Annotated in this window: 17 protein-coding genes; 15 read left to right on the top strand and 2 right to left on the bottom strand. The window is 30.7% G+C overall.

The window, feature by feature from the left end; genetic code table 11:
- The 4 genes from RR409_RS02610 to RR409_RS02595 form a co-directional block, all read left to right on the top strand.
- On the top strand, positions 1 to 362 hold a 362-nt coding region (locus tag RR409_RS02610; RefSeq protein WP_332556162.1), incomplete at its 5' end, for a DMT family transporter.
- Positions 363 to 820: 458 nt separating this feature from the next.
- Positions 821 to 1,402 (top strand): GNAT family protein, encoded by a 582-nt coding sequence (locus RR409_RS02605; protein WP_332556161.1) that lies wholly within the window; start codon positions 821 to 823, stop codon positions 1,400 to 1,402.
- A 52-nt stretch (positions 1,403 to 1,454) separates the two neighbouring features.
- Positions 1,455 to 2,102: a cyclase family protein gene (locus RR409_RS02600; RefSeq protein ID WP_332556160.1), complete on the top strand. Its 648-nt coding sequence runs from the start codon at positions 1,455 to 1,457 to the stop codon at positions 2,100 to 2,102.
- Between the two features lie 82 nt (positions 2,103 to 2,184).
- Positions 2,185 to 2,316, top strand: a complete 132-nt coding sequence (locus tag RR409_RS02595) for a hypothetical protein (RefSeq protein ID WP_332556159.1) — start codon at positions 2,185 to 2,187, stop codon at positions 2,314 to 2,316.
- A gap of 203 nt (positions 2,317 to 2,519) precedes the next feature.
- Here RR409_RS02595 and RR409_RS02590 read toward each other — a convergent pair whose 3' ends face one another.
- Positions 2,520 to 3,428 (bottom strand): GGDEF domain-containing protein, encoded by a 909-nt coding sequence (locus RR409_RS02590; RefSeq protein ID WP_332556158.1) that lies wholly within the window; start codon positions 3,426 to 3,428, stop codon positions 2,520 to 2,522.
- Between the two features lie 384 nt (positions 3,429 to 3,812).
- Here RR409_RS02590 and RR409_RS02585 point away from each other — a divergent pair, with 384 nt between their 5' ends.
- The 9 genes from RR409_RS02585 to RR409_RS02545 all read left to right on the top strand — a co-directional run bounded on the left by RR409_RS02585 (position 3,813) and on the right by RR409_RS02545 (position 15,190).
- Complete coding sequence (locus tag RR409_RS02585; protein ID WP_332556157.1) at positions 3,813 to 4,097, top strand: hypothetical protein; 285 nt, start codon at positions 3,813 to 3,815, stop codon at positions 4,095 to 4,097.
- 290 nt (positions 4,098 to 4,387) lie between these two features.
- The gene (locus RR409_RS02580) at positions 4,388 to 5,581 is read left to right on the top strand and encodes a glycosyltransferase family 4 protein (RefSeq protein WP_332556156.1); all 1,194 of its coding nucleotides are present in this window, start codon (positions 4,388 to 4,390) and stop codon (positions 5,579 to 5,581) included.
- Between the two features lie 20 nt (positions 5,582 to 5,601).
- Positions 5,602 to 6,270: a phosphatase PAP2 family protein gene (locus RR409_RS02575; RefSeq protein WP_332556155.1), complete on the top strand. Its 669-nt coding sequence runs from the start codon at positions 5,602 to 5,604 to the stop codon at positions 6,268 to 6,270.
- Positions 6,216 to 6,911, top strand: coding sequence for a response regulator transcription factor (locus tag RR409_RS02570; protein WP_332556154.1), 696 nt, complete (start codon positions 6,216 to 6,218; stop codon positions 6,909 to 6,911). Before RR409_RS02575 ends, RR409_RS02570 begins: the two co-directional genes overlap by 55 nt.
- Positions 6,901 to 8,394: an ATP-binding protein gene (locus tag RR409_RS02565; protein ID WP_332556153.1), complete on the top strand. Its 1,494-nt coding sequence runs from the start codon at positions 6,901 to 6,903 to the stop codon at positions 8,392 to 8,394. Before RR409_RS02570 ends, RR409_RS02565 begins: the two co-directional genes overlap by 11 nt.
- A gap of 289 nt (positions 8,395 to 8,683) precedes the next feature.
- Entirely contained in the window at positions 8,684 to 10,588 is a 1,905-nt protein-coding gene (locus RR409_RS02560; RefSeq protein WP_332556152.1) for a sigma 54-interacting transcriptional regulator, read from the top strand.
- Positions 10,589 to 11,050: 462 nt separating this feature from the next.
- Positions 11,051 to 12,259, top strand: a complete 1,209-nt coding sequence (locus RR409_RS02555; RefSeq protein WP_332556151.1) for a dihydroorotase family protein — start codon at positions 11,051 to 11,053, stop codon at positions 12,257 to 12,259.
- A gap of 70 nt (positions 12,260 to 12,329) precedes the next feature.
- Positions 12,330 to 13,802, top strand: a complete 1,473-nt coding sequence (locus tag RR409_RS02550) for an amidase (protein ID WP_332556150.1) — start codon at positions 12,330 to 12,332, stop codon at positions 13,800 to 13,802.
- A gap of 128 nt (positions 13,803 to 13,930) precedes the next feature.
- Positions 13,931 to 15,190, top strand: coding sequence for a dicarboxylate/amino acid:cation symporter (locus tag RR409_RS02545; protein WP_332556149.1), 1,260 nt, complete (start codon positions 13,931 to 13,933; stop codon positions 15,188 to 15,190).
- Positions 15,191 to 15,559: 369 nt separating this feature from the next.
- Here RR409_RS02545 and RR409_RS02540 read toward each other — a convergent pair whose 3' ends face one another.
- Positions 15,560 to 15,730 carry a zinc-ribbon domain-containing protein gene (locus RR409_RS02540; RefSeq protein ID WP_332556148.1) on the bottom strand — a complete coding sequence of 57 codons (171 nt, stop codon included), beginning with the start codon at positions 15,728 to 15,730 and terminating at the stop codon, positions 15,560 to 15,562.
- Positions 15,731 to 16,539: 809 nt separating this feature from the next.
- Here RR409_RS02540 and RR409_RS02535 point away from each other — a divergent pair.
- Entirely contained in the window at positions 16,540 to 17,709 is a 1,170-nt protein-coding gene (locus RR409_RS02535; protein ID WP_332556147.1) for an ABC transporter substrate-binding protein, read from the top strand.
- A gap of 124 nt (positions 17,710 to 17,833) precedes the next feature.
- Entirely contained in the window at positions 17,834 to 18,712 is an 879-nt protein-coding gene (locus RR409_RS02530; RefSeq protein ID WP_332556146.1) for a branched-chain amino acid ABC transporter permease, read from the top strand.
- Positions 18,713 to 18,720: the final 8 nt, after the last annotated feature.

The following is an 18,720-nucleotide window of genomic DNA, read 5'->3' as shown; positions in this document are numbered from 1 at the left end:
AATTTGGAATGGGAGACTATAATCCTTTTGGAGCGACTCAAATTAGAATTATTGCTGCTATTATAGGTTTTTCTATAGTTATAACTATATGGAAAAAGTGGGGAGAATTAAAAACAGCTATAAAAGATAAAAATGCCCTTAAACAAATTTCTCTAGGAGCATTTTTTGGACCTTTCATTGGTGTATCACTTTCTTTATTAGCAGTTCAATATGTACCAACTGGAATTGTTTCCACTATTACTTCTCTTACGCCCATACTGGTTATACCTGCATCGATATTTATCTTTAAGGAAAAGGTACTCCCTAGAGAAATTATTGGAGCTATAATATCCTTAATTGGTGTCTCACTGTTATTTATATAGATTTGAAGTTATCATAATAGTAAGGATTTTGAAAGAGTAGCATAGCTTTAAGTTTTAAAAGCAATCTGAAAGGATAGGTTATCAACTTTCTTTAATGTTTTAGTAATTTAAAATGTTTATGTTAGTTTAAGATGAGAGTTTTCACAAAAATCTAAACCGTGTGAGAGGCTATTTTATCAGGTGTTAATTTTTAAAAAAATGGTTGAATAGAATGAGTTAAACATTTATAATTTATGAAACTATAAATGTTTAATTTAGATTCTTGTCCACTTTTAGTGGACTTTTTTCATATTTTTACTTATAAAAATATAATTTGTAATATAATTGAAGAATGTAAACATTATAAATTATATAAATCTAAGATAGTAATCACGACAATAAGCATTTAGTGCATAGATAACTAAATAAAATGCACTTGTTCATTGTAGTAAATTGAAAAATGAATTTGGAGGTACTTCATGGAAAAGGTTTTTTTTGATAGAATTGATACTGATAGAATTATGCTAAGAAAATTAGAGGATACTGATGCAGATAACTTTTATAGATATAGAAAAAATCCCGAGGTTGCCTTATATCAAGGATGGGAGCCGTACACATATGAAAAAGCTCTAAATTTTATAGAACAGCAAAAAAACTTTAGACCCAACATTCCAGGTACTTGGTTTCAAATCGCTATAGCATTAAAATCAGATAATACGCTAATAGGGGATTGTGCACTTCATACCTTAGAAGAAGATCCAGAACAGGCTGAAATAGGTTTTACTTTAGAGCCGATATATCAAAATCAAGGTTATGCAAGGGAAGCAGTGAAAGTTGTGATTAATTATATATTTACTGTTTTAAAAAAGCATAGAGTTATTGCGCGAGTAGATCCAAGAAATCAGCGATCAATAAATTTGCTTGAAAAGGTTGGAATGAGAAAAGAAGGATGTTTCATTAAGAGTTACTTATCAAAAGGGGAATACGTGGATGAAGTTCATTTTGCCATATTAAGAGAAGAGTGGGAAGGGTTAAATAAAACTTTAAGTGAGTCAACTTAAAATGCATTTGAATTATTTAAAGTTGATATATAAAAGTTAAGGAGCTATTAGAATGAAAATTATAGATTTGACTCACAAAATAAAAGAATCCATGCCAGTATATCCAGGAACAGAGCCACCAATAATTATAGATCAAAACACCATAGAAAAGAATGGATTTGCAGAAAAGAAGATAACCATGTTTAGTCATACAGGTACACATATGGATGCTCCTAGTCACATGAGGATTGAAGGAAAAACCTTAGGTGAGTTTCCTGTAGATAAATTTATTGGTGAAGGATTTATTATAGATTTAACGAATTTGAATATAGAAAAAATAACCTTGCAATTTTTGGAAAAGTATAAGGGGGAAATTTCAAAAGTTGATTTTATAATAATGAAAACAGGTTGGAGTGCTTATTGGGGTGAGGAAACATACTTCAAAGGATATCCAACTTTAACACTGGAAGCAGCTAAGTGGCTTACGAACTTTAAACTAAAAGGAATAGGAGTTGATACTATTTCTGTAGATCCTATTGATACCATAGATTTTTTTGTGCATCATACTTTCTTTGAAAATAGTTTAGTAATAATAGAAAACTTAAATAACTTAAGTGAAATTAATGAAAACATAATTACATTCTCAGCTATGCCTTTGAATTTAGATAATGCTGATGGTTCACCAGTAAGAGCAGTAGCCATGGTAAAAGAATTAATTTAATATTAAATAAATTCCTTGTATAAATTTCTAAAAGATTATATAATTCATACAAGTAATGTGTATTCGAGTAAGGAGTGATATCATGGCTAAGAACAAACCAGCTTTTCAATCAAATAACAGCAAATTTGGCAATCAACAGGTTAATAAAGGTGAAAAAAGCACCAGTGCTCCAACACCTAAAAAACCAATAAGAGGAAATTCAAGAGGTCAATAATAAAGAAGGTGTGAAATTAGATATATAATCTAAACTTCACACCTTTTCTCATTAAACTTCCACCAAGAAAACTTAATATATAAATTACTTAAAGTATAAAAAAATCAAAAGAGCTACAGGCATGAGTAATATACTGATTTTGGGTAATTATAAAATCAATTTTATTTATTACTGAATTCAAAGAACTTTTTTTGAAACCACATCTAATGAGGTTTATAAAAATCCATGATAACTTGGTTGCGTCCTTTTTCTTTTGCAGCATATAGATTTTTGTCAGCACATTGTATAAATGCATTAACATCGATACTTTCATATCTTTCAAGATAACAAATGCCAAAACTGGCAGTTAATTTAATCTTAGTGTCCTCATATACAAAATCTTTTTTATCAACAAGTTCCCTAAGCTTCTCAGCTACCTTGTAAGCATCTTTACCAGTAGAATTCCTAAGCAAAATTAGAAATTCTTCACCACCATATCTAGCTACCCAGTCTGTTGTTTTTCTTATCCCTTTTGAAATTAATTGAGCGAATTCTTTTAAGATATAATCTCCAGCTACGTGACCAAAGGTGTCATTAATATTCTTGAAGTTATCAATATCAGTTAAAATTATCGACAGTGGATATCTATTAATTGAGCTTTCCTCAATATCAAAAGGTAGTGTATCATCGATAAATCTCCTGTTATAAACTCCAGTAAGAGCATCAGTAACCAATTCATTATTTATATCTAGCATTAATTTATCTATGGATTCTGCATGCTCATTTTCAGGTTTTATCGTGAGGCCATCATTTGTAACATCTTTTAATAGTTCCACTACATAGGATTTACCATGCCAGTTAACTGGAGTTGCGATAGTGATAAAAACCTTATCTTCTTTAGTTTCAATCTTCATAAAGGTACTATTTTCTCTTAATGCTCTTATCATTACGCAATTAGTACATACTTTATTCTTTTTCCAAAAATGATAACAAGTGCTGTTTAATGCATTGTCACTACTAGAATCTGCGGATAGAATTGTTCTATTAGCAGGGTCTATTACTCTTAGTACATCATAAATATTTGTGAATATATTTAATCTTTCTTTTATAATTTCTAGAATATCTATTTTCAACACACCCTTCGCAGTTTAAAAACTATGTTGATAATGAAAATTAATTACCGTTTTTAGAATTGTAAGTTTCACATGGACATATGGAATTAAATAATGTGAACAACTTTGAAGTAAAAGTGCTCATCTACAATTAAAACTAAAATGAAGTTATTTTTTAATTTCATCAATAAAGGTTAACAAAATTAATTTATATATTATTTATGGTATTTTAAATTTACTATCTTCTAGTTTTCCCTACAATATAGGATTTATTTACATTTTATTATACTTATAGCAAGTTTTAGTGTGACATCGCAGAAATTAGAACACTTCATTTAAAGACAAGCATACTATGTAATATAGAACAAATATTAAAATATATAGTCAAATATGGAGATGGTTTAAGTGAGGTTAAAGACTAGGCTAGTTACATCCATGGTTTTTACGGTAGCTCTCCCTATTATTATTGGCATAGGTATAATTGATTTTGCAATTAGAAGTAGTATAACAAAAATTGAGATAGATAACTCCAAGGAGCATATGATAAACACTCAAAATTACATTAAATCATTGATTATACTTCAAGAATTAAATATAAATTCTGTTGCTACAGGAACTAAGAAGTGGATGATTACTCATAGCAAATACAATCTTAAGAAATACTTAAGATTTATCCTAAGAAATAATTAAGGAGTGGCTAATATAATTATAATATAGGGTGTTAAATTGTAATTATAATATTAAATTGCAAATAGAACCTGTATAAACAAATAGAAAGATAGGAATTAACAAAGTATTATTTTTCTATGGGATTTTATAAGTATATAAGTTCCAATAATATCAATAAATATTTAGCTAACTTTTAAGGTAACTTGAGATTTACTAAGATGGAACATATATAGTTAATTTTAAAAAATCTAAAAAGGTTATATAAAATAAAAATTAGATTTTTTTGTTGCGTTTCAAGGGGGGTATAGTAATTGAAAATTTTATTGACAACAGATACTTACTATCCAATGATAAATGGAGTTGTAATTTCCACAAGTAATTTATATAGAGAACTAAGGAATCAAGGACATGAGGTTAAAATTTTGACCTTATCCCACACTGGAGAAGAGAGCGTGCAGGGCGATATTTATTATTTAAAATCTATTAAGATCAATGTTTACCCTGATGCTAGAATGAAAGTGCCATTTCGAAATAAACTAATTAAAGAAATTCTAGATTGGCATCCAGATATTGTACATTCACAAACAGAGTTTTCTACTATGGTAGTAGCAAAACATATTGTAAAGAAATTAAATATTCCTCAAATACACACATATCACACTATGTATGAGGATTATCTTAATTATTTATTAGGGGGAAGAATTCTTAAAAGAGGTGTAGCTGCTAAAGTTACTAAATTACTCTTAAATTCTTTAGACGGGGTCATTGCTCCCACTGATAAGACTAAAGCAGCCCTTAGAGGTTATGGAGTAGATAGTGATATAAATATAATTCCAACAGGTATTGATATAGACAAGTTTCAAAAAAAACTTAATGAAGAGGAAAAAGATGCGCTACTTTTAAATTTAGGTATAAAAAAAGAAGATAAAATTATGGCCTATGTAGGAAGAGTTGCAGAAGAAAAAAATATAGATGAAATTCTAAATCTCTTCCCACAGGTGCTAGAAAAAGTTGTAAATGCAAAAATTCTAATTGTTGGGGGTGGACCTCATCTTGAGTCTCTAAAAGATCTTGTGAAAGAAAAAGCTTTAGAGAACAAGGTAATATTCACTGGTATGGTAGAACCTAAGGATGTATATAAATATTACAATTTGGCACACTTATTTGTTACAGCTTCCACTAGTGAAACTCAAGGATTAACTTACTTAGAAGCATTAAGTAGTGGCTGTCCTATTGTGTGTAAATATGATAAAGCTATTGAAGAGGTAGTGTTGCAGGGAATAAATGGCTTTTCCTATAAGAATGATTGGGAATTTATTTTATACACCAGTGAAATTTTGCTAAATGAGGAATTAAGAGAGGAACTGAGTATAAAGGCGAAAGGAAAAGCACTAGAATATTCCAGCGGGGCTTTCGCAAATAGAGTACTTGCTTTATACTCTAAAGTAGGGAGTAATTCATCAATTCTTCATGGTGAAGCAAGAACTTCAGGCATGCAATATTAGAGTGTAAGGGTGATATAATAGTGAAAAAAATTAAAGATAATTTGCTTCCATTAATGCTCATGATGTTAATACCAATAACAAATATATTTTATGGATTTTTAAACAACTCAAGTAGAGGGGTGTATTCTCTTGTTACAGATCTGGATAAGGCAATACCTTTTGCAAAAATATTTATATTGCCCTATTTAGTATGGTATCCGTTTATCCTTATTACATTAGTGTACTTTTGTTTATATTATAAAAAGATATATTACAAAACTTTAAGTACCTTAGTTATAGGTATGCTAGTAAGTTATGTGGTTTACTTTTTCTTTCAGACCACTGTACCAAGGCCAGAATTAGTAGAAAATGATATACTGACTAGCCTTGTAAATTTAATATATAAATCAGATAATCCTTATAACTGCTTCCCAAGTATACATGTTTTAACAAGTTATGCTATGATAATTGGAATGAAAAAAAGTGGAAGCAACAATTTGAAAATAAATAATATTATAAGTTTCACTGCTTTAATAATAATAATATCTACACTATTTGTTAAACAGCATGTTATTTTAGATGTAGTTTTTGGGATAGTATTTGCAGATGTTGTTTATAAGGCTGTTGATAAAGTGAGTTTAGAGAGGTGCCTATTATGGATAAAGAAACCATCTTGGTGGTGGACGACGAAAAAGAAATTAGAGATTTAGTTGGGATATATCTACAAAATGATAATTATAAAGTTTTAAAGGCTGAGAATGGATTAGATGCCTTAGAAGTTTTAGAAAAACATGAGGTGGATTTAATTATACTTGATATTATGATGCCAAATATGGATGGGATAAAAGCTTGCATGAAAATAAGAGAAGATAAAAACATGCCTATTATCATGCTCTCTGCAAAAAGTGAAGATATGGATAAAATTATGGGATTAACCACTGGAGCTGATGACTATGTTACCAAACCTTTTAATCCCCTTGAGCTTTTAGCAAGAGTAAAGTCTCAACTTCGTAGATACAAAAAATTAAATACTAGCCCCGAAAGACAGATAGGTGTAATTGAAATAGATGAGCTTTTTATTAACACAAATACACATGAAGTCAGAATTGGAGAAAAAGATGTAAAGCTTACTCCAAGAGAGTTTGATATACTTTATCTTTTAGCAAAAAACAAGAATATGATATTTAGCATCGAAAAAATATACTCCATGGTTTGGAAAGAGGATTTTTTTGAATCCGATAATACCGTTATGGTTCACATAAGAAAAATAAGAGAAAAAATAGAAGAAGACCCAAGAAAGCCTAGATTTATAAAGACTGTATGGGGAGTGGGGTACAAAATTGAAAATTAGATGTCCTAAGTTCATAAAAAAGTTATTTTCACCAGTAACAAGACTTTATAATATGATTTGGAACAAAGTTAAAAAAAGCATAAGACTAGAATTGGTTACTATTTTCGGTATATGTTTGCTTGCATCAACCATAGTTGCAAGTATAGCTGATGACTTTTTTGAAGATAGAGGTAGATATGCTAGGATAGATTATACCTATAGTAGTGAAAGAATATCAGAACAAGCAAGCCGTATAGTAAATTCAATAACAGAAGAACAAGTAGCCATAAGCGATAAAGTGAAAGTAGATGAGGTTTTAAAACAGTCAAATCTTGGTGAAGATTTCAAGACGATAATTTCAGATTTAGAGGGTAAGGTTTTATACAAATCTGAAAATGCCAATGAAACTCAAGTGGATATTTATACCACAATAAAAAATGCCACTGAGATATCCAGAGGTAGGGAAGAAAATAGTAATAAAGAGTATGTAAGCTTTTATCCTATAAACTTTACTGATGGTAAGGGATATGTAATAGTAAGTGGTATTCCAGAAGGTCAAATAGTTTATGAAACAAATACTGACCCCATGGCAGGTAATATTGCGGCACTTCTTACTTTTCTTTTGTCTTTTTACTTCATTACAAATAGAAAGATGAGATATGTAGAAGTTGTATCTCATGGGCTTATTGAGATAGCAAAGGGAAACCTAGATCATAGAATTGAAAAATGTGGTGAAGATGAATTAAGTTCCCTGGCAGATAACATAAACTTTATGGCCCATCAACTTAAAAATAAAATAGAAAATGAAAGAAAATCTGAAAGAGCAAAAAATGAGTTAATAACTAATGTTTCTCATGATTTAAGAACTCCATTAACTTCAATTAAAGGATATTTAGGTTTAATAAAGGAAAAAAAGTATAAAGAAGATGAACAGTTAGAGGAATATGTAAATATTGCTTATAATAAGTCAGAGAAGCTAGAGTTACTAATAAATGACTTGTTTGAATACACTAAACTTACAAATGAAGGAGCTAACATAAATAAGCAAAACATAGCTTTAAATGGATTACTTGATCAACTTATAGATGAATTAAGTTTTATTAGTGAAGAAAACAAAGTAACCATAGCTGAAGAATTTATAAATGAAAAGGTCATAGTTAACATTGATCCAAATAAAACTGTAAGAGTTTTTGAAAATTTATTGATGAATGCTATTAGATACAGTTTAAAGCCTGGAGAAATTAAGGTAATACTTACAAGAGAGAAAGATGTTGCCTTAGTAAGTGTTCAAAATAAATGCGACAACTTAAGTGAAGAGGATTTAGAAAAGATATTTGATAGGTTCTATAGAGTAGAAAAATCTAGAGCTTCACATACAGGAGGAAGTGGATTAGGCCTTGCCATAGCAAAGAATATTGTGGAACTTCAAGGTGGACGCATTGAGGCAAAATATAAAGATGGGTATGTAAGTTTTGATGTGAGATTTAGAATGGCAAATGATTAAATGATTTCTTGTTAACAGCTACATCGAATATCTACAAAACATGGGATTTAAACTAAATAACAACAGATATAAAGAAATTTTCTATACTTTAAAAACAACTGAATTTATAATTAGTCAGTTGTTTTTTTATTTGGAAATAATTATTAATTTGCTGTTTAAAATTAAATTTGGGAAGTATGAAAGTTTTAAAATGTAACTCGCTGTATTATTTTGTAAAACTCAGTGACATGAAAATACTTTGATGTTATGATTTATTTACAGTATGACCAAAGGGGTTAGGGTGATAAAAATGATTAATATTGGGGTTATCGTTCCTAAAGAATTAAAAAACATAGTAGTGCAAGCAGCGGAGGAATTAAATGAGAAGGTTACAGTTATTGAAAGACCTTTAAATTGTGGGTTTGAACTGGCGAGAAAGCTTGAAAAAAAGGGATACGATGTGATAATTGCAAGAGGTGGCACAGAACTGTTATTAAAAAAAGCAGTTCTGCAGATTCCAATTGTTGTGCTACCTATTACTCCAATGGATATTTTCAAAGCTATGAGAGATGCTTATAAATACGAATCAAAAGTAGCTGTTATTACTTTTAATAACGTACTTCCTGCAATAGAAAGTTATGAGGAAATAATAGAAGTCCAATTAGAAAAATACTTAGTGAAGGAAGAGGAAGATATTGAGAGAAGTGTTATTGAACTTCATAACAAAGGCTACAAAGTAGTAGTTGGTGGAGGAGTAGTTGCAAATATCGCGGCCCAATATGGAATAAGGCCAGTGGTAATTAGCACAGGAAAAGAAGTATTTGCCAATGCAATTAGAGAAGCAAAAAACATAGTTCAAGCCACAATAATAGAAAAAGAAAAAGGAGAAAGATTTAAAGCTATTGTTGAACATACCTACAATGGAATTGTAGCGGTAGATGAAAAAGGTTTTATTAATACTTTTAATTTTTCATCAGAAAAACTTCTAAATATAAAGAGGAAGGACATAATCGGAAAACCTATAAATTATGTTATACCACAGCTTGAATTGGGACAAGTATTAGATAAAGGAATAAAGGAAATAGATGTTATTAAAAACATTGGGGATAGTAAACTTATGGTTTCTAATGTGCCTATATATGTAAGAAATGAGATTTTTGGAGCTGTTTCAGTATTCCATGATGTAAAAAGGATACAGCAGATGGAAGAGAAAATTAGGCGAGAGGCATTACAGTCAGGTCACTACGCAAAATATTCCTTCAAAGATGTTATTGGAGAAGGTGAATCTACTAAAGAACAAATTCGTTTAGGCAAAGAGTATGCAAAGGTTAATTCTACAGTTTTAATTGAAGGGGAAACAGGTACAGGAAAGGAAATTATGGCTCAAAGCATTCATAGTGAAAGTGAAAGAGCTTTAAGACCCTTTGTAGCAGTAAACTGTGCAGCACTTCCGGAAAGTTTGCTTGAATCAGAATTGTTTGGATATGCCTCGGGAGCATTTACAGGAGCAGATCGTAAAGGGAGGGCAGGATTATTTGAATTAGCTCACAATGGTACAATTTTCCTTGATGAAATTTCTGAAATGAATCTTGGACTACAAGGAAGACTACTAAGAGTTCTTCAAGAAAAACAAATAATGAGAGTTGGTGCAGATAAGCTAACGCCAATTAATGTAAGAGTAATTGTTGCAACAAATAACAATCTTTACGAAATGGTTAAAGCCGGCAAATTCAGGGAAGACCTTTATTATAGACTTAATGTTTTAAAAGTGAAGTTAGTACCTCTTAGATATAGGCAAGAGGATATTCCGTGCTTTATTAAATCTTTTACTGATCAATATTGCGAAAGGCTGAGAAAAGATAAAATTAGCTTTACTGAGGCTTCAATGGGCTATTTATGTAAATATACATGGCCAGGAAATGTAAGACAACTAAGAAACTTCGTTGAAAGAGCAGTGGTAATGGCAAAAACTTCAGTAATTGACTTAAGGGAACTAGAAAATACAGTTCTAAACGATGAAATGATTGAAGAACTTTTTAGCAAAAGTAATAACTATGAAATTATAAATTCTTTTGAAATTAATGAAAAGGAAGAAATAATAGCTGCTTTGAAAAAGAGTTATGGCAATGTGTCAAAGGCTGCTAAGTTTTTGGACATTTCAAGAACAACTTTATGGCGTAAAATGAAAAAGTTCAATATATTAGTAACTGAATAACGTTGTTATAACAAAAATGAAACAAAACTAAAACTATATTAAGACGATTATGAAACATATTTGAAACAATAACTAGGATTTTTGAAGAATAGAGTGTAGATTTGTTTTACAAAAGTAATGAAGGTGTAACACAAAGTGTTCATAATAATATATTTAAGAAAAAAAGTTGAATTTATATCAATGTACAAATCTATAAAAAAAGCGATTTACACCCGTCATAAGATGAAAAGTAAATATGTTGAAAAATAAAATATAATGCTGTGTCATAAAGTTGGCACAGCATTTGCTTTATATATAATTATTAGAAATTTCTTGATAACTTCTCATTCGGAGGGAACGGTTTACTAGCTAGGACTAATCAGTATAAATAAAAGGGGGATGAGGATAAAAATATAATTGGTTCATAATAACATTAAACTTAGATTTAATGAATCAGTAAAGCTTTATGTGAAAGGAAAAAATATGAAAATATTAATAAAAAACACTAGGCTTGTAGATGGAGAAAGAGAAATAAATGGTGATATTTATTTGAAAGGAGGTTATATCGAAGATATTGGAGAAAATTTGAAATATGATTGTTATACTATAGATGGTAATGGACTGTATGTTATGCCAAGTTTTATTGATATGCATGTTCACTTTAGAGATCCCGGAGCAGTTCACAAAGAAGATCTAATCACAGGGTCATTAGCAGCACTAAAGGGTGGATATACTTATACTAACCTAATGTATGAGTCAAAAGATCACTGGTCTATTAGTCAAACTCTAGATTATATCTACAACAAGAATGAACAATTAGATTTAATAAATCTTCATCAAAGTATATTTATTGGCAGACACAACTGTGAAGATACCCTTGAAATATTAAATACTGTTGATTCAAGAGTTAAGAGTGTGGTTATAGAAAGAAGCGCATATATTAACAATAGTATATTTTTGAAGGCAGTAAATCTATGCAAGGAAAAAAATATAGTATTAATTGTACAAGCAGAGGATAGAGAATTGCAAAAGAATAATCCAAGGCTTTCAGAGGAACTAGAAACTATAAGATGCGGATTGCTAGCAAAGCACAGCCACTCAAGCATTCACTTTACACATATTAGTTCTAAGGAAGCAGTGAAAGCAATGAGGCAATTAAAGGTAGTGAGTAATAACATTACTTGTGATATTACACCACATCATTTAGCACTGAACGACACAAAATACAGGGTTAATCCTCCGTTAAAAGAAAAGGAGGATACAGATATATTCATTGAAGCAATAAAGGACGATATAATTGATACCATTGCTACAGACCACGCACCACAAACTATGGAGGATTTCGATAAGGGGTTCACTGGTGCTGTGGGACTAGAGACAGCCTTTTCCGTTTGCTATACTGCATTGGTTAAAAATCATAAAATAAAACTTAGTAAGCTTTCATCTTTAATGTCAGGAAAGCCATCAGAGATATTAAACCTAAACCAAGGTTATTTAAGAAAAGGGTATAAAGCGGATATAGTATTAGTTGATTTGAACAAAACCGGAATTATTGATTCATCAAAATTTTTATCCAAGTGTAACAATACTCCGTTCTGCAATTATAAATATTTCGGAGAGATATTAATGACTATTAAGGATGGTCAGATCAAGTATAGAAACCAATGTTTAGAGAAGAGCCAAGTTATATAGGGAAAATGCGATAATGTTAGATAATAAGTTTAGTTATATTTATAAATTGAGTAAGTGCTAGGGGGATAACATGTTAGATAATAATAAATTTATTTTAGAAGAAGCTACTATAAAATCTATCCATAAGGCCATTGTAGAAAAACAAATTAACTGTAAAGAATTAATAACCATGTGTATAGAGAGAATTAATAAATTTGATAAGAAGGGTATTTCCGTTAATTCTATAATTACAATTAATCCTCATGCCTTGGAAATGGCAAAAAAACTAGATGAGGATTTTGAGAAAAATGGACTTGTCGGACCATTACATGGAATACCAGTGCTACTTAAGGATAATATATTCACAAAAGATATGAAAACTACATCAGGATCAATACTTTTGAAGGATTTTCACCCTAATAGAGATGCTTTTATCGCTAATAAGTTGATAGAAGCTGGTGCTATAATCCTTGCTAAAGCCAACTTGCATGAATTTGCAATCGGTGGTGAAACAAATAACACATTAATGGGCCAAACTTTAAATCCATATGACGTAACAAGAACTCCAGGAGGATCTAGTGGGGGTACAGCAGTAGGGATTGCAATGAACTTTGGAGTTATAGGATTAGGTACTGATACAGTAAATTCTGTAAGATCTCCATCTTCCGCTTGTAATCTTGTAGGATTAAGGCCAACTTATGGCTTGTTAAGCAAATCAGGTGTTATTCCATCTTCAATTAATCAAGATTGTGTTGGAATAATAACTAGAACAGTTGAGGATTTAAACTTAGCACTGAATGCTATGTATGGTTATGATCCTGATGTGACCTGTACTGAAATAGCCAATAGCTATAATAAAATTGAAAGTTTAGATAATGAAGATTTTACTTTAGATGGGTGCAGAATAGGAATTCTCAAGAGCTTCTTTGGAAATGATGAAATCCATACTGATGTAAATAAAAATATGTATAATTGCATAGATATGATGAAAAAAGCAGGTGCAGTGTTTGTTGACATTGAAGAAAATTATGATGCCGTTAAATTGCAGCAAAGTACTAGTGTGGACTTATTCGAATTTAAAGATGCCTTAAATGAGTTTTTATTAAAAGAAGGCAAAGAACTTAATGTGAAGAGTTTATCGGATATACTTGAATCAGGTTTGTATTTCAAAGGAATCGAATCTAGCTGTATAAGAGCAAATAGTATAAATAGAGAAGATAATGTTGATTATGAAGGCAGAGTAGCAAGAAGGCTTGCAATGAGGAAGGAACTCAATGAGCTAACTGAGAAATATAACATTGATGCTCTTGTATACCCTCATCAAAAAAGACCAGTTGTGAAAATCGGGGAATCACAGTTAGAGAGAAATGGAATATTAGCATCTTTATTAGGATATCCAGCTATTGTTATGCCGGCAGGGTTTACTGAGAAAACAGACACAGCACCATTAGGAGTGCCAGTAGGAATAGAGTTTTTAAGTTGTGAATTAAAGGATAGTGTATTAATTAAAATTGCTCGTGAATTTGAGAAATTGTCAAAATTCAGAAGGGCTCCTGTGATCTAAAAATTTTCAAGAGCTATTAATGAGACTATTGAGCTTTTAGCTTATCAATGAACATTATTTATTTAGATTATTAGCTTATTGATACTGAGAAAAATTACGTATTAAAACTGTTACTTGGGGGGATATTTATGTCAACAAAACCTATAAATAATAAGGGGAAAATATCATTAACTAACCAAATACTTATTGCAACAATTATCGGTATAATTGCTGGTTTAATTTTAGGACCAAAGATTGCGCCAATTAAGTTTTTAGGTGATATATTTTTAAGGTTAATCATGATGGGAGTTCCTTTAATAATATTAGGATCTGTTACTGTAGCTGTTGGTCAGATTTCACCAAAGGAGCTTGGTAAACTTGGATTTAAAATATTTGCTTGGTTTTTAGGTGGTACAATAATATCAGCAATTATTGGAATTACCTTTGGATATATTTTAAAACCAGGTGAAGGATTACCAGCAATGGAGCTTGTTAAGACTATTGAACCAACTAAACAAACTATATTTGAAACTTTCGTTAATTTTATACCTAACAACATACTAGACTCTTTAGCTAAAACAAATATGATTCATATAATAGTATTTGCAATATTTTTAGGAACTGCTACAAGTAGTTATGTTGATAAAAAGGGAGATAGAACTATATTAGAACTAATGATGAAGGGCAACGATATACTACTTATTATTATTAAAAATGTAATGAAAATTGCACCAATTGGTGTAGGTGCTTTAATCGCTGTAGTATCAGGAAGTATGGGATTAAATGTTATTACATTAATGATTAAATATTTAGGTGGCCTATTCTTAGCTTGCGGGTTAGTAATGATTTTAGCAATACTAGTTACTGCAGCTAGAGTTAAAGTTAATCCATGGAAGTTAGCAAAGAAACTTGGAAATATGACTTTGGTAGCAGCAACTACCACATCATCTGCAATTACTTTGCCTACTAAAATGGATGATTCCGTTAATAAGTTAGGAGTAAGTAAAAGAATATCAGATTTAGTTAATCCTCTAGGAATGGCTATGAACAGTTGTGGTCAAGCGGTATTTATGTCGATGGCAAGCTTAATGTTATTACAATTTTTCAATATGGATGCATCCTTAGGTAAGGTTATTCAAATAGTTGCAGTAGCAACTTTAGGGTGTATGGGTTCCCTTGCTGTTCCTGGTGGAGGATTAGTAGTATTTGTTAGTATGATGCCAGTTCTTGGTTTACCAGTAGAAGGAATAGCATTAATAGCAGGAGTAGATTGGTTTAGAGGTGCTATTACCACTGTTCCAAACGTAGATATTGATGCTTTAGTAGCACTTATAATCGCAGATGATGAAGGTGAATTTAATAGAGACATCTTTGATGAAAAAACATTAGATGCAAATGTAAATGCATAATCCTTTGTTTGTAAGTGCAAGATTAAATAAACCAATAAAATAGCATAACAAAATCATATTTACCTTTTAGTTAGAGGCACTAAGATATTTAGTGTCTCTATTATTGTGAAAAAAATTCCACATTAAGTGTCTATAGATTATAGGCGGAATAGAACAAGTGAATGTGATTTTGTAACCTGGAAAATTTCATACGCCAAAACCATTGGTGATTGTACAAATAGCAGATTGTATAACTAGGTATTTATAGGTAATCTTTTAGCAAAGCGGGAAAAGAAGGCTTAAATTAGTTAGTACAAATAAAAATAACCTGTAAGAATTAATTCTTACAGGTTATTGAATCCCAAATGGGAATTTGATTCTAAAATATTACTATCTTCTGAATCCGTTGTTGTTGTTGTTTTGTTGCTTCTTTGCTCTTCTGCAATCAGCACATCTTTGTGGCTCATTTTCGAATCCTTTTTCTTTGTAGAAAGCTTGCTCGCCCTCTGTGAATACGAATTCTTGTGAACAATCTTTACATACTAATGTTTTATCTGCCATTTATATAATCCCCTTTTTTCTATATTAAGACTTAATTTTTGATTGACATTGTTATTCTAAAAAAAGAGGAAACGTTGCTATCAAATTTAAACCTCGCTTTTGTGATTAACTACAATCACTACATTTGTTATATTATCATATATAGATTCGTAATGCAAGGAAAAATGTAAATTTTATATCTAGAACTATTATATGAAGGTATTATAGTAAGGAAAATAGCTTAATTCTAACTTTATTTTGGAATGCAATTTTGTTGCTTACCTCTACTACTAAGTGATTTAAACTACAAAACTAAAAAGGCAGATCTACTGATGTTACTATTTCAAAAGTAAAAGAACCAAGTTCAAGGAGGCAACGTTGGACTTGGTTCTTTTAAAAGAATTTAGTTTATATTGTAGATTTTTCTATCCAAAAGAGAAATACAAATATAGTTTGTCAATTAAAAAGGTTATTTATGCATGTATATAGTAATCAGTACAGCAATCTTAGAAAGTGAAGTTAAAAATTAAAATAAGTGAAAATTAGATGTTGTTATAGATATGGTTCTTGTGGAGATTTTCAAGAATTTAGAACTGGAAATAAAAAATCTACTAAAAGATATATTTAACAGTAAATTGACTTTCTATATAAGGGGTTGAGCTACAGTAGAGCATTATGACACATATTTCATAAACTCAAAGAAATGAATTTTGTTGGAATATTATGTAAAGGGTATTCATAATATAGTGTATACAAATGATGGAAGTATTACCTATTGAGAAAAATCATTAGTAAAAATAAATATTACATGTTAAAAGGGGGGTAATTTAATGAAAAGAAAATGGATGTCTTGCTTACTGGCAGCAACAATGGCAATTTCCTTTGTATTTACAGGATGCAGCAAAGGAGCAGCTGGAAGTGAAACTAAAGATGAGGTAATAAAAGTTGGTTGGATAGGTTCTCTTTCAGGGGATCAGGCTGTATGGGGACAATGTGAGTCGCAGACTGTAAAGATGGTTTTCGAAGATATAAACAATAATGGTGGACTATTAGGGAAAAAAATAGAAGTTGTTACTTATGATACTAGAGGTGATAGTACAGAAGCTGTTAATGCAGTAAAGAGATTAACTGGCCAGGATAAAGTTGTAGCAATTATTGGACCAAATGCCAGCGGTCAAGCAATTCCTATTTCTAGTGTCCTTGAAGAAATGAAGGTTCCAGATATAGCAACTGTAGCTACAAATCCGAAGGTTACAGTAGTAGATGGTAAAGTAAAACCATATAACTTTAGAGTTTGCTTCATAGATCCTTATCAAGGAGCTGTAGCAGCAGGTTTTGCTGCAGATGTATTAAAGGTTAAGAAAGCTGCAGTACTTTATGATGTAGGGGATGATTATTCTCAAGGACTTACGCAATTCTTTGAAGAAACCTTCAAGAAAAGCGGAGGTACAATTGTTGCAAAAGAAGGATTTAAGAGTGGAGATGTAGACTTTAGAGCTCAACTTACAAAGATTAAAGCTGCAGAGCCAGATGTTATATTTATGCCATATTTCTTTAAAGAAGTAGCTCTAAGTGCTAAACAAGCAAGAGAACTTGGAATAACTGCTACTCTTCTAGGTGGAGATGGATGGCCATCAGAGCAACTAATTCCAATGGCAAAAGAAGCAGTAGAAGGATCATATATTGTTAATCACTTAGATTTTGATGACCCAGAAGTTCAAGCTTTTAAAAATAAATATAAAGAAAAGTTTGGTAAAGATGTTGAGTTAAATGGATACTTAGCTTATGACGCATCTAATATGCTTATTGATGCAATAAAGAGATCAAATAGCTTTGATCCAGTTAAAATAACTGAAGCCCTTGAAACAACAAATATTACTGGGATAACTGGGAAAATAGTTATAGGAAAAGATACTCATAACCCAGAAAAGAAAGATGCAGCTATCATTAAAATTGAAAATCAACAATATAAATTTAAGCAAAAGTATAGACCAGAATAAGTGAAATAAAATGAAATGAGTTAAGTGAGAACCTCACTTAACTCATTATAATATAAAGCACAAGAAGTTATTATTTCTTTAATAGTTACAAGGATCAAAATTAATTCATAAGGTGGAATGATATATGATTAATTTTTTACAACAACTTATAAATGGATTATCCATAGGAAGTGTATATGCACTAATGGCTGTAGGATATTCCTTAGTATATAGTATTATGAATTTTTCAAACTTTGCACATGGTGGCGTAATAATGTTTGGTGCATACTTTGGATATTTCTTTATGACACTGTTTAAATATTCTTTTCCAGTAGCATTTATACTTTCAGCTCTTTGCGCAGGTATTCTTGCCATAGTTATTGAAAGGATTGCGTACAAGCCTTTAAGAGATAGAAAAGCTCCGTTTTTATATTTTATTATTTCTGCAATGGGTGTGTCTATATTATTAGAGAATTTAGTAGTAGCAACTATAGGACCAACCTTTATGACTTATCCTGAAGTATTTTCAACTGCACCTATAAAAATAGGACTATTATCCATAGGTAAAATAGATTTAACTATGTTTTTAATATCAGCAGTTTGTCTTGGAATTCTAATATATTTAATTGAATTTACAAAGATAGGTAAAGCAATTCAAGCCACTGCTTATAACATGAAGGCTAGTGCTTTGGTAGGAATAAACACAAATATTATTATAATGTTGATTTTTGCAATAGGTGGAATGTTAGGTGGAGTTGCTGGAGTGCTTTTCGGTATGAAATATACAGTATATCCACAAATTGGGGTTATAACTCTAAAGTCATTCATCGCAGCAGTATTTGGTGGTCTTGGAAGTATTCAAGGAGCTGTTTTAGGATCAGTAATTTTAGGAATTATTGAGACTATAACCGCAGCATATTTTTCATCTCAATACCGTGATTTAATAGCATTTGCTCTTCTAATTCTAGTACTTGTCTTTAGACCTACGGGACTTATGGGCAAGGTTACTGAAGATAAGGCATAAAGGAGGAA

The organism is Clostridium sp. (assembly GCF_036642255.1).
GTDB lineage: Bacteria > Bacillota > Clostridia > Clostridiales > Clostridiaceae > Clostridium_J.
This window is presented reverse-complemented; position numbering and strand designations above follow the sequence as displayed.

Excerpts from the sequence above, each read along its gene's own strand:
- RR409_RS02535 (WP_332556147.1), top strand. The coding sequence starts at position 16,540 with ATGAAAAGAAAATGGATGTCTTGCTTACTGGCAGCAACAATGGCAATT.
- RR409_RS02540 (WP_332556148.1), bottom strand. The coding sequence starts at position 15,730 with ATGGCAGATAAAACATTAGTATGTAAAGATTGTTCACAAGAATTCGTA.
- RR409_RS02555 (WP_332556151.1), top strand. The coding sequence starts at position 11,051 with ATGAAAATATTAATAAAAAACACTAGGCTTGTAGATGGAGAAAGAGAA.
- RR409_RS02600 (WP_332556160.1), top strand. The coding sequence starts at position 1,455 with ATGAAAATTATAGATTTGACTCACAAAATAAAAGAATCCATGCCAGTA.
- RR409_RS02545 (WP_332556149.1), top strand. The coding sequence starts at position 13,931 with ATGTCAACAAAACCTATAAATAATAAGGGGAAAATATCATTAACTAAC.
- RR409_RS02530 (WP_332556146.1), top strand. The coding sequence starts at position 17,834 with ATGATTAATTTTTTACAACAACTTATAAATGGATTATCCATAGGAAGT.
- RR409_RS02560 (WP_332556152.1), top strand. The coding sequence starts at position 8,684 with ATGATTAATATTGGGGTTATCGTTCCTAAAGAATTAAAAAACATAGTA.
- RR409_RS02605 (WP_332556161.1), top strand. The coding sequence starts at position 821 with ATGGAAAAGGTTTTTTTTGATAGAATTGATACTGATAGAATTATGCTA.
- RR409_RS02595 (WP_332556159.1), top strand. The coding sequence starts at position 2,185 with ATGGCTAAGAACAAACCAGCTTTTCAATCAAATAACAGCAAATTTGGC.
- RR409_RS02570 (WP_332556154.1), top strand. The coding sequence starts at position 6,216 with ATGGATAAAGAAACCATCTTGGTGGTGGACGACGAAAAAGAAATTAGA.
- RR409_RS02550 (WP_332556150.1), top strand. The coding sequence starts at position 12,330 with ATGTTAGATAATAATAAATTTATTTTAGAAGAAGCTACTATAAAATCT.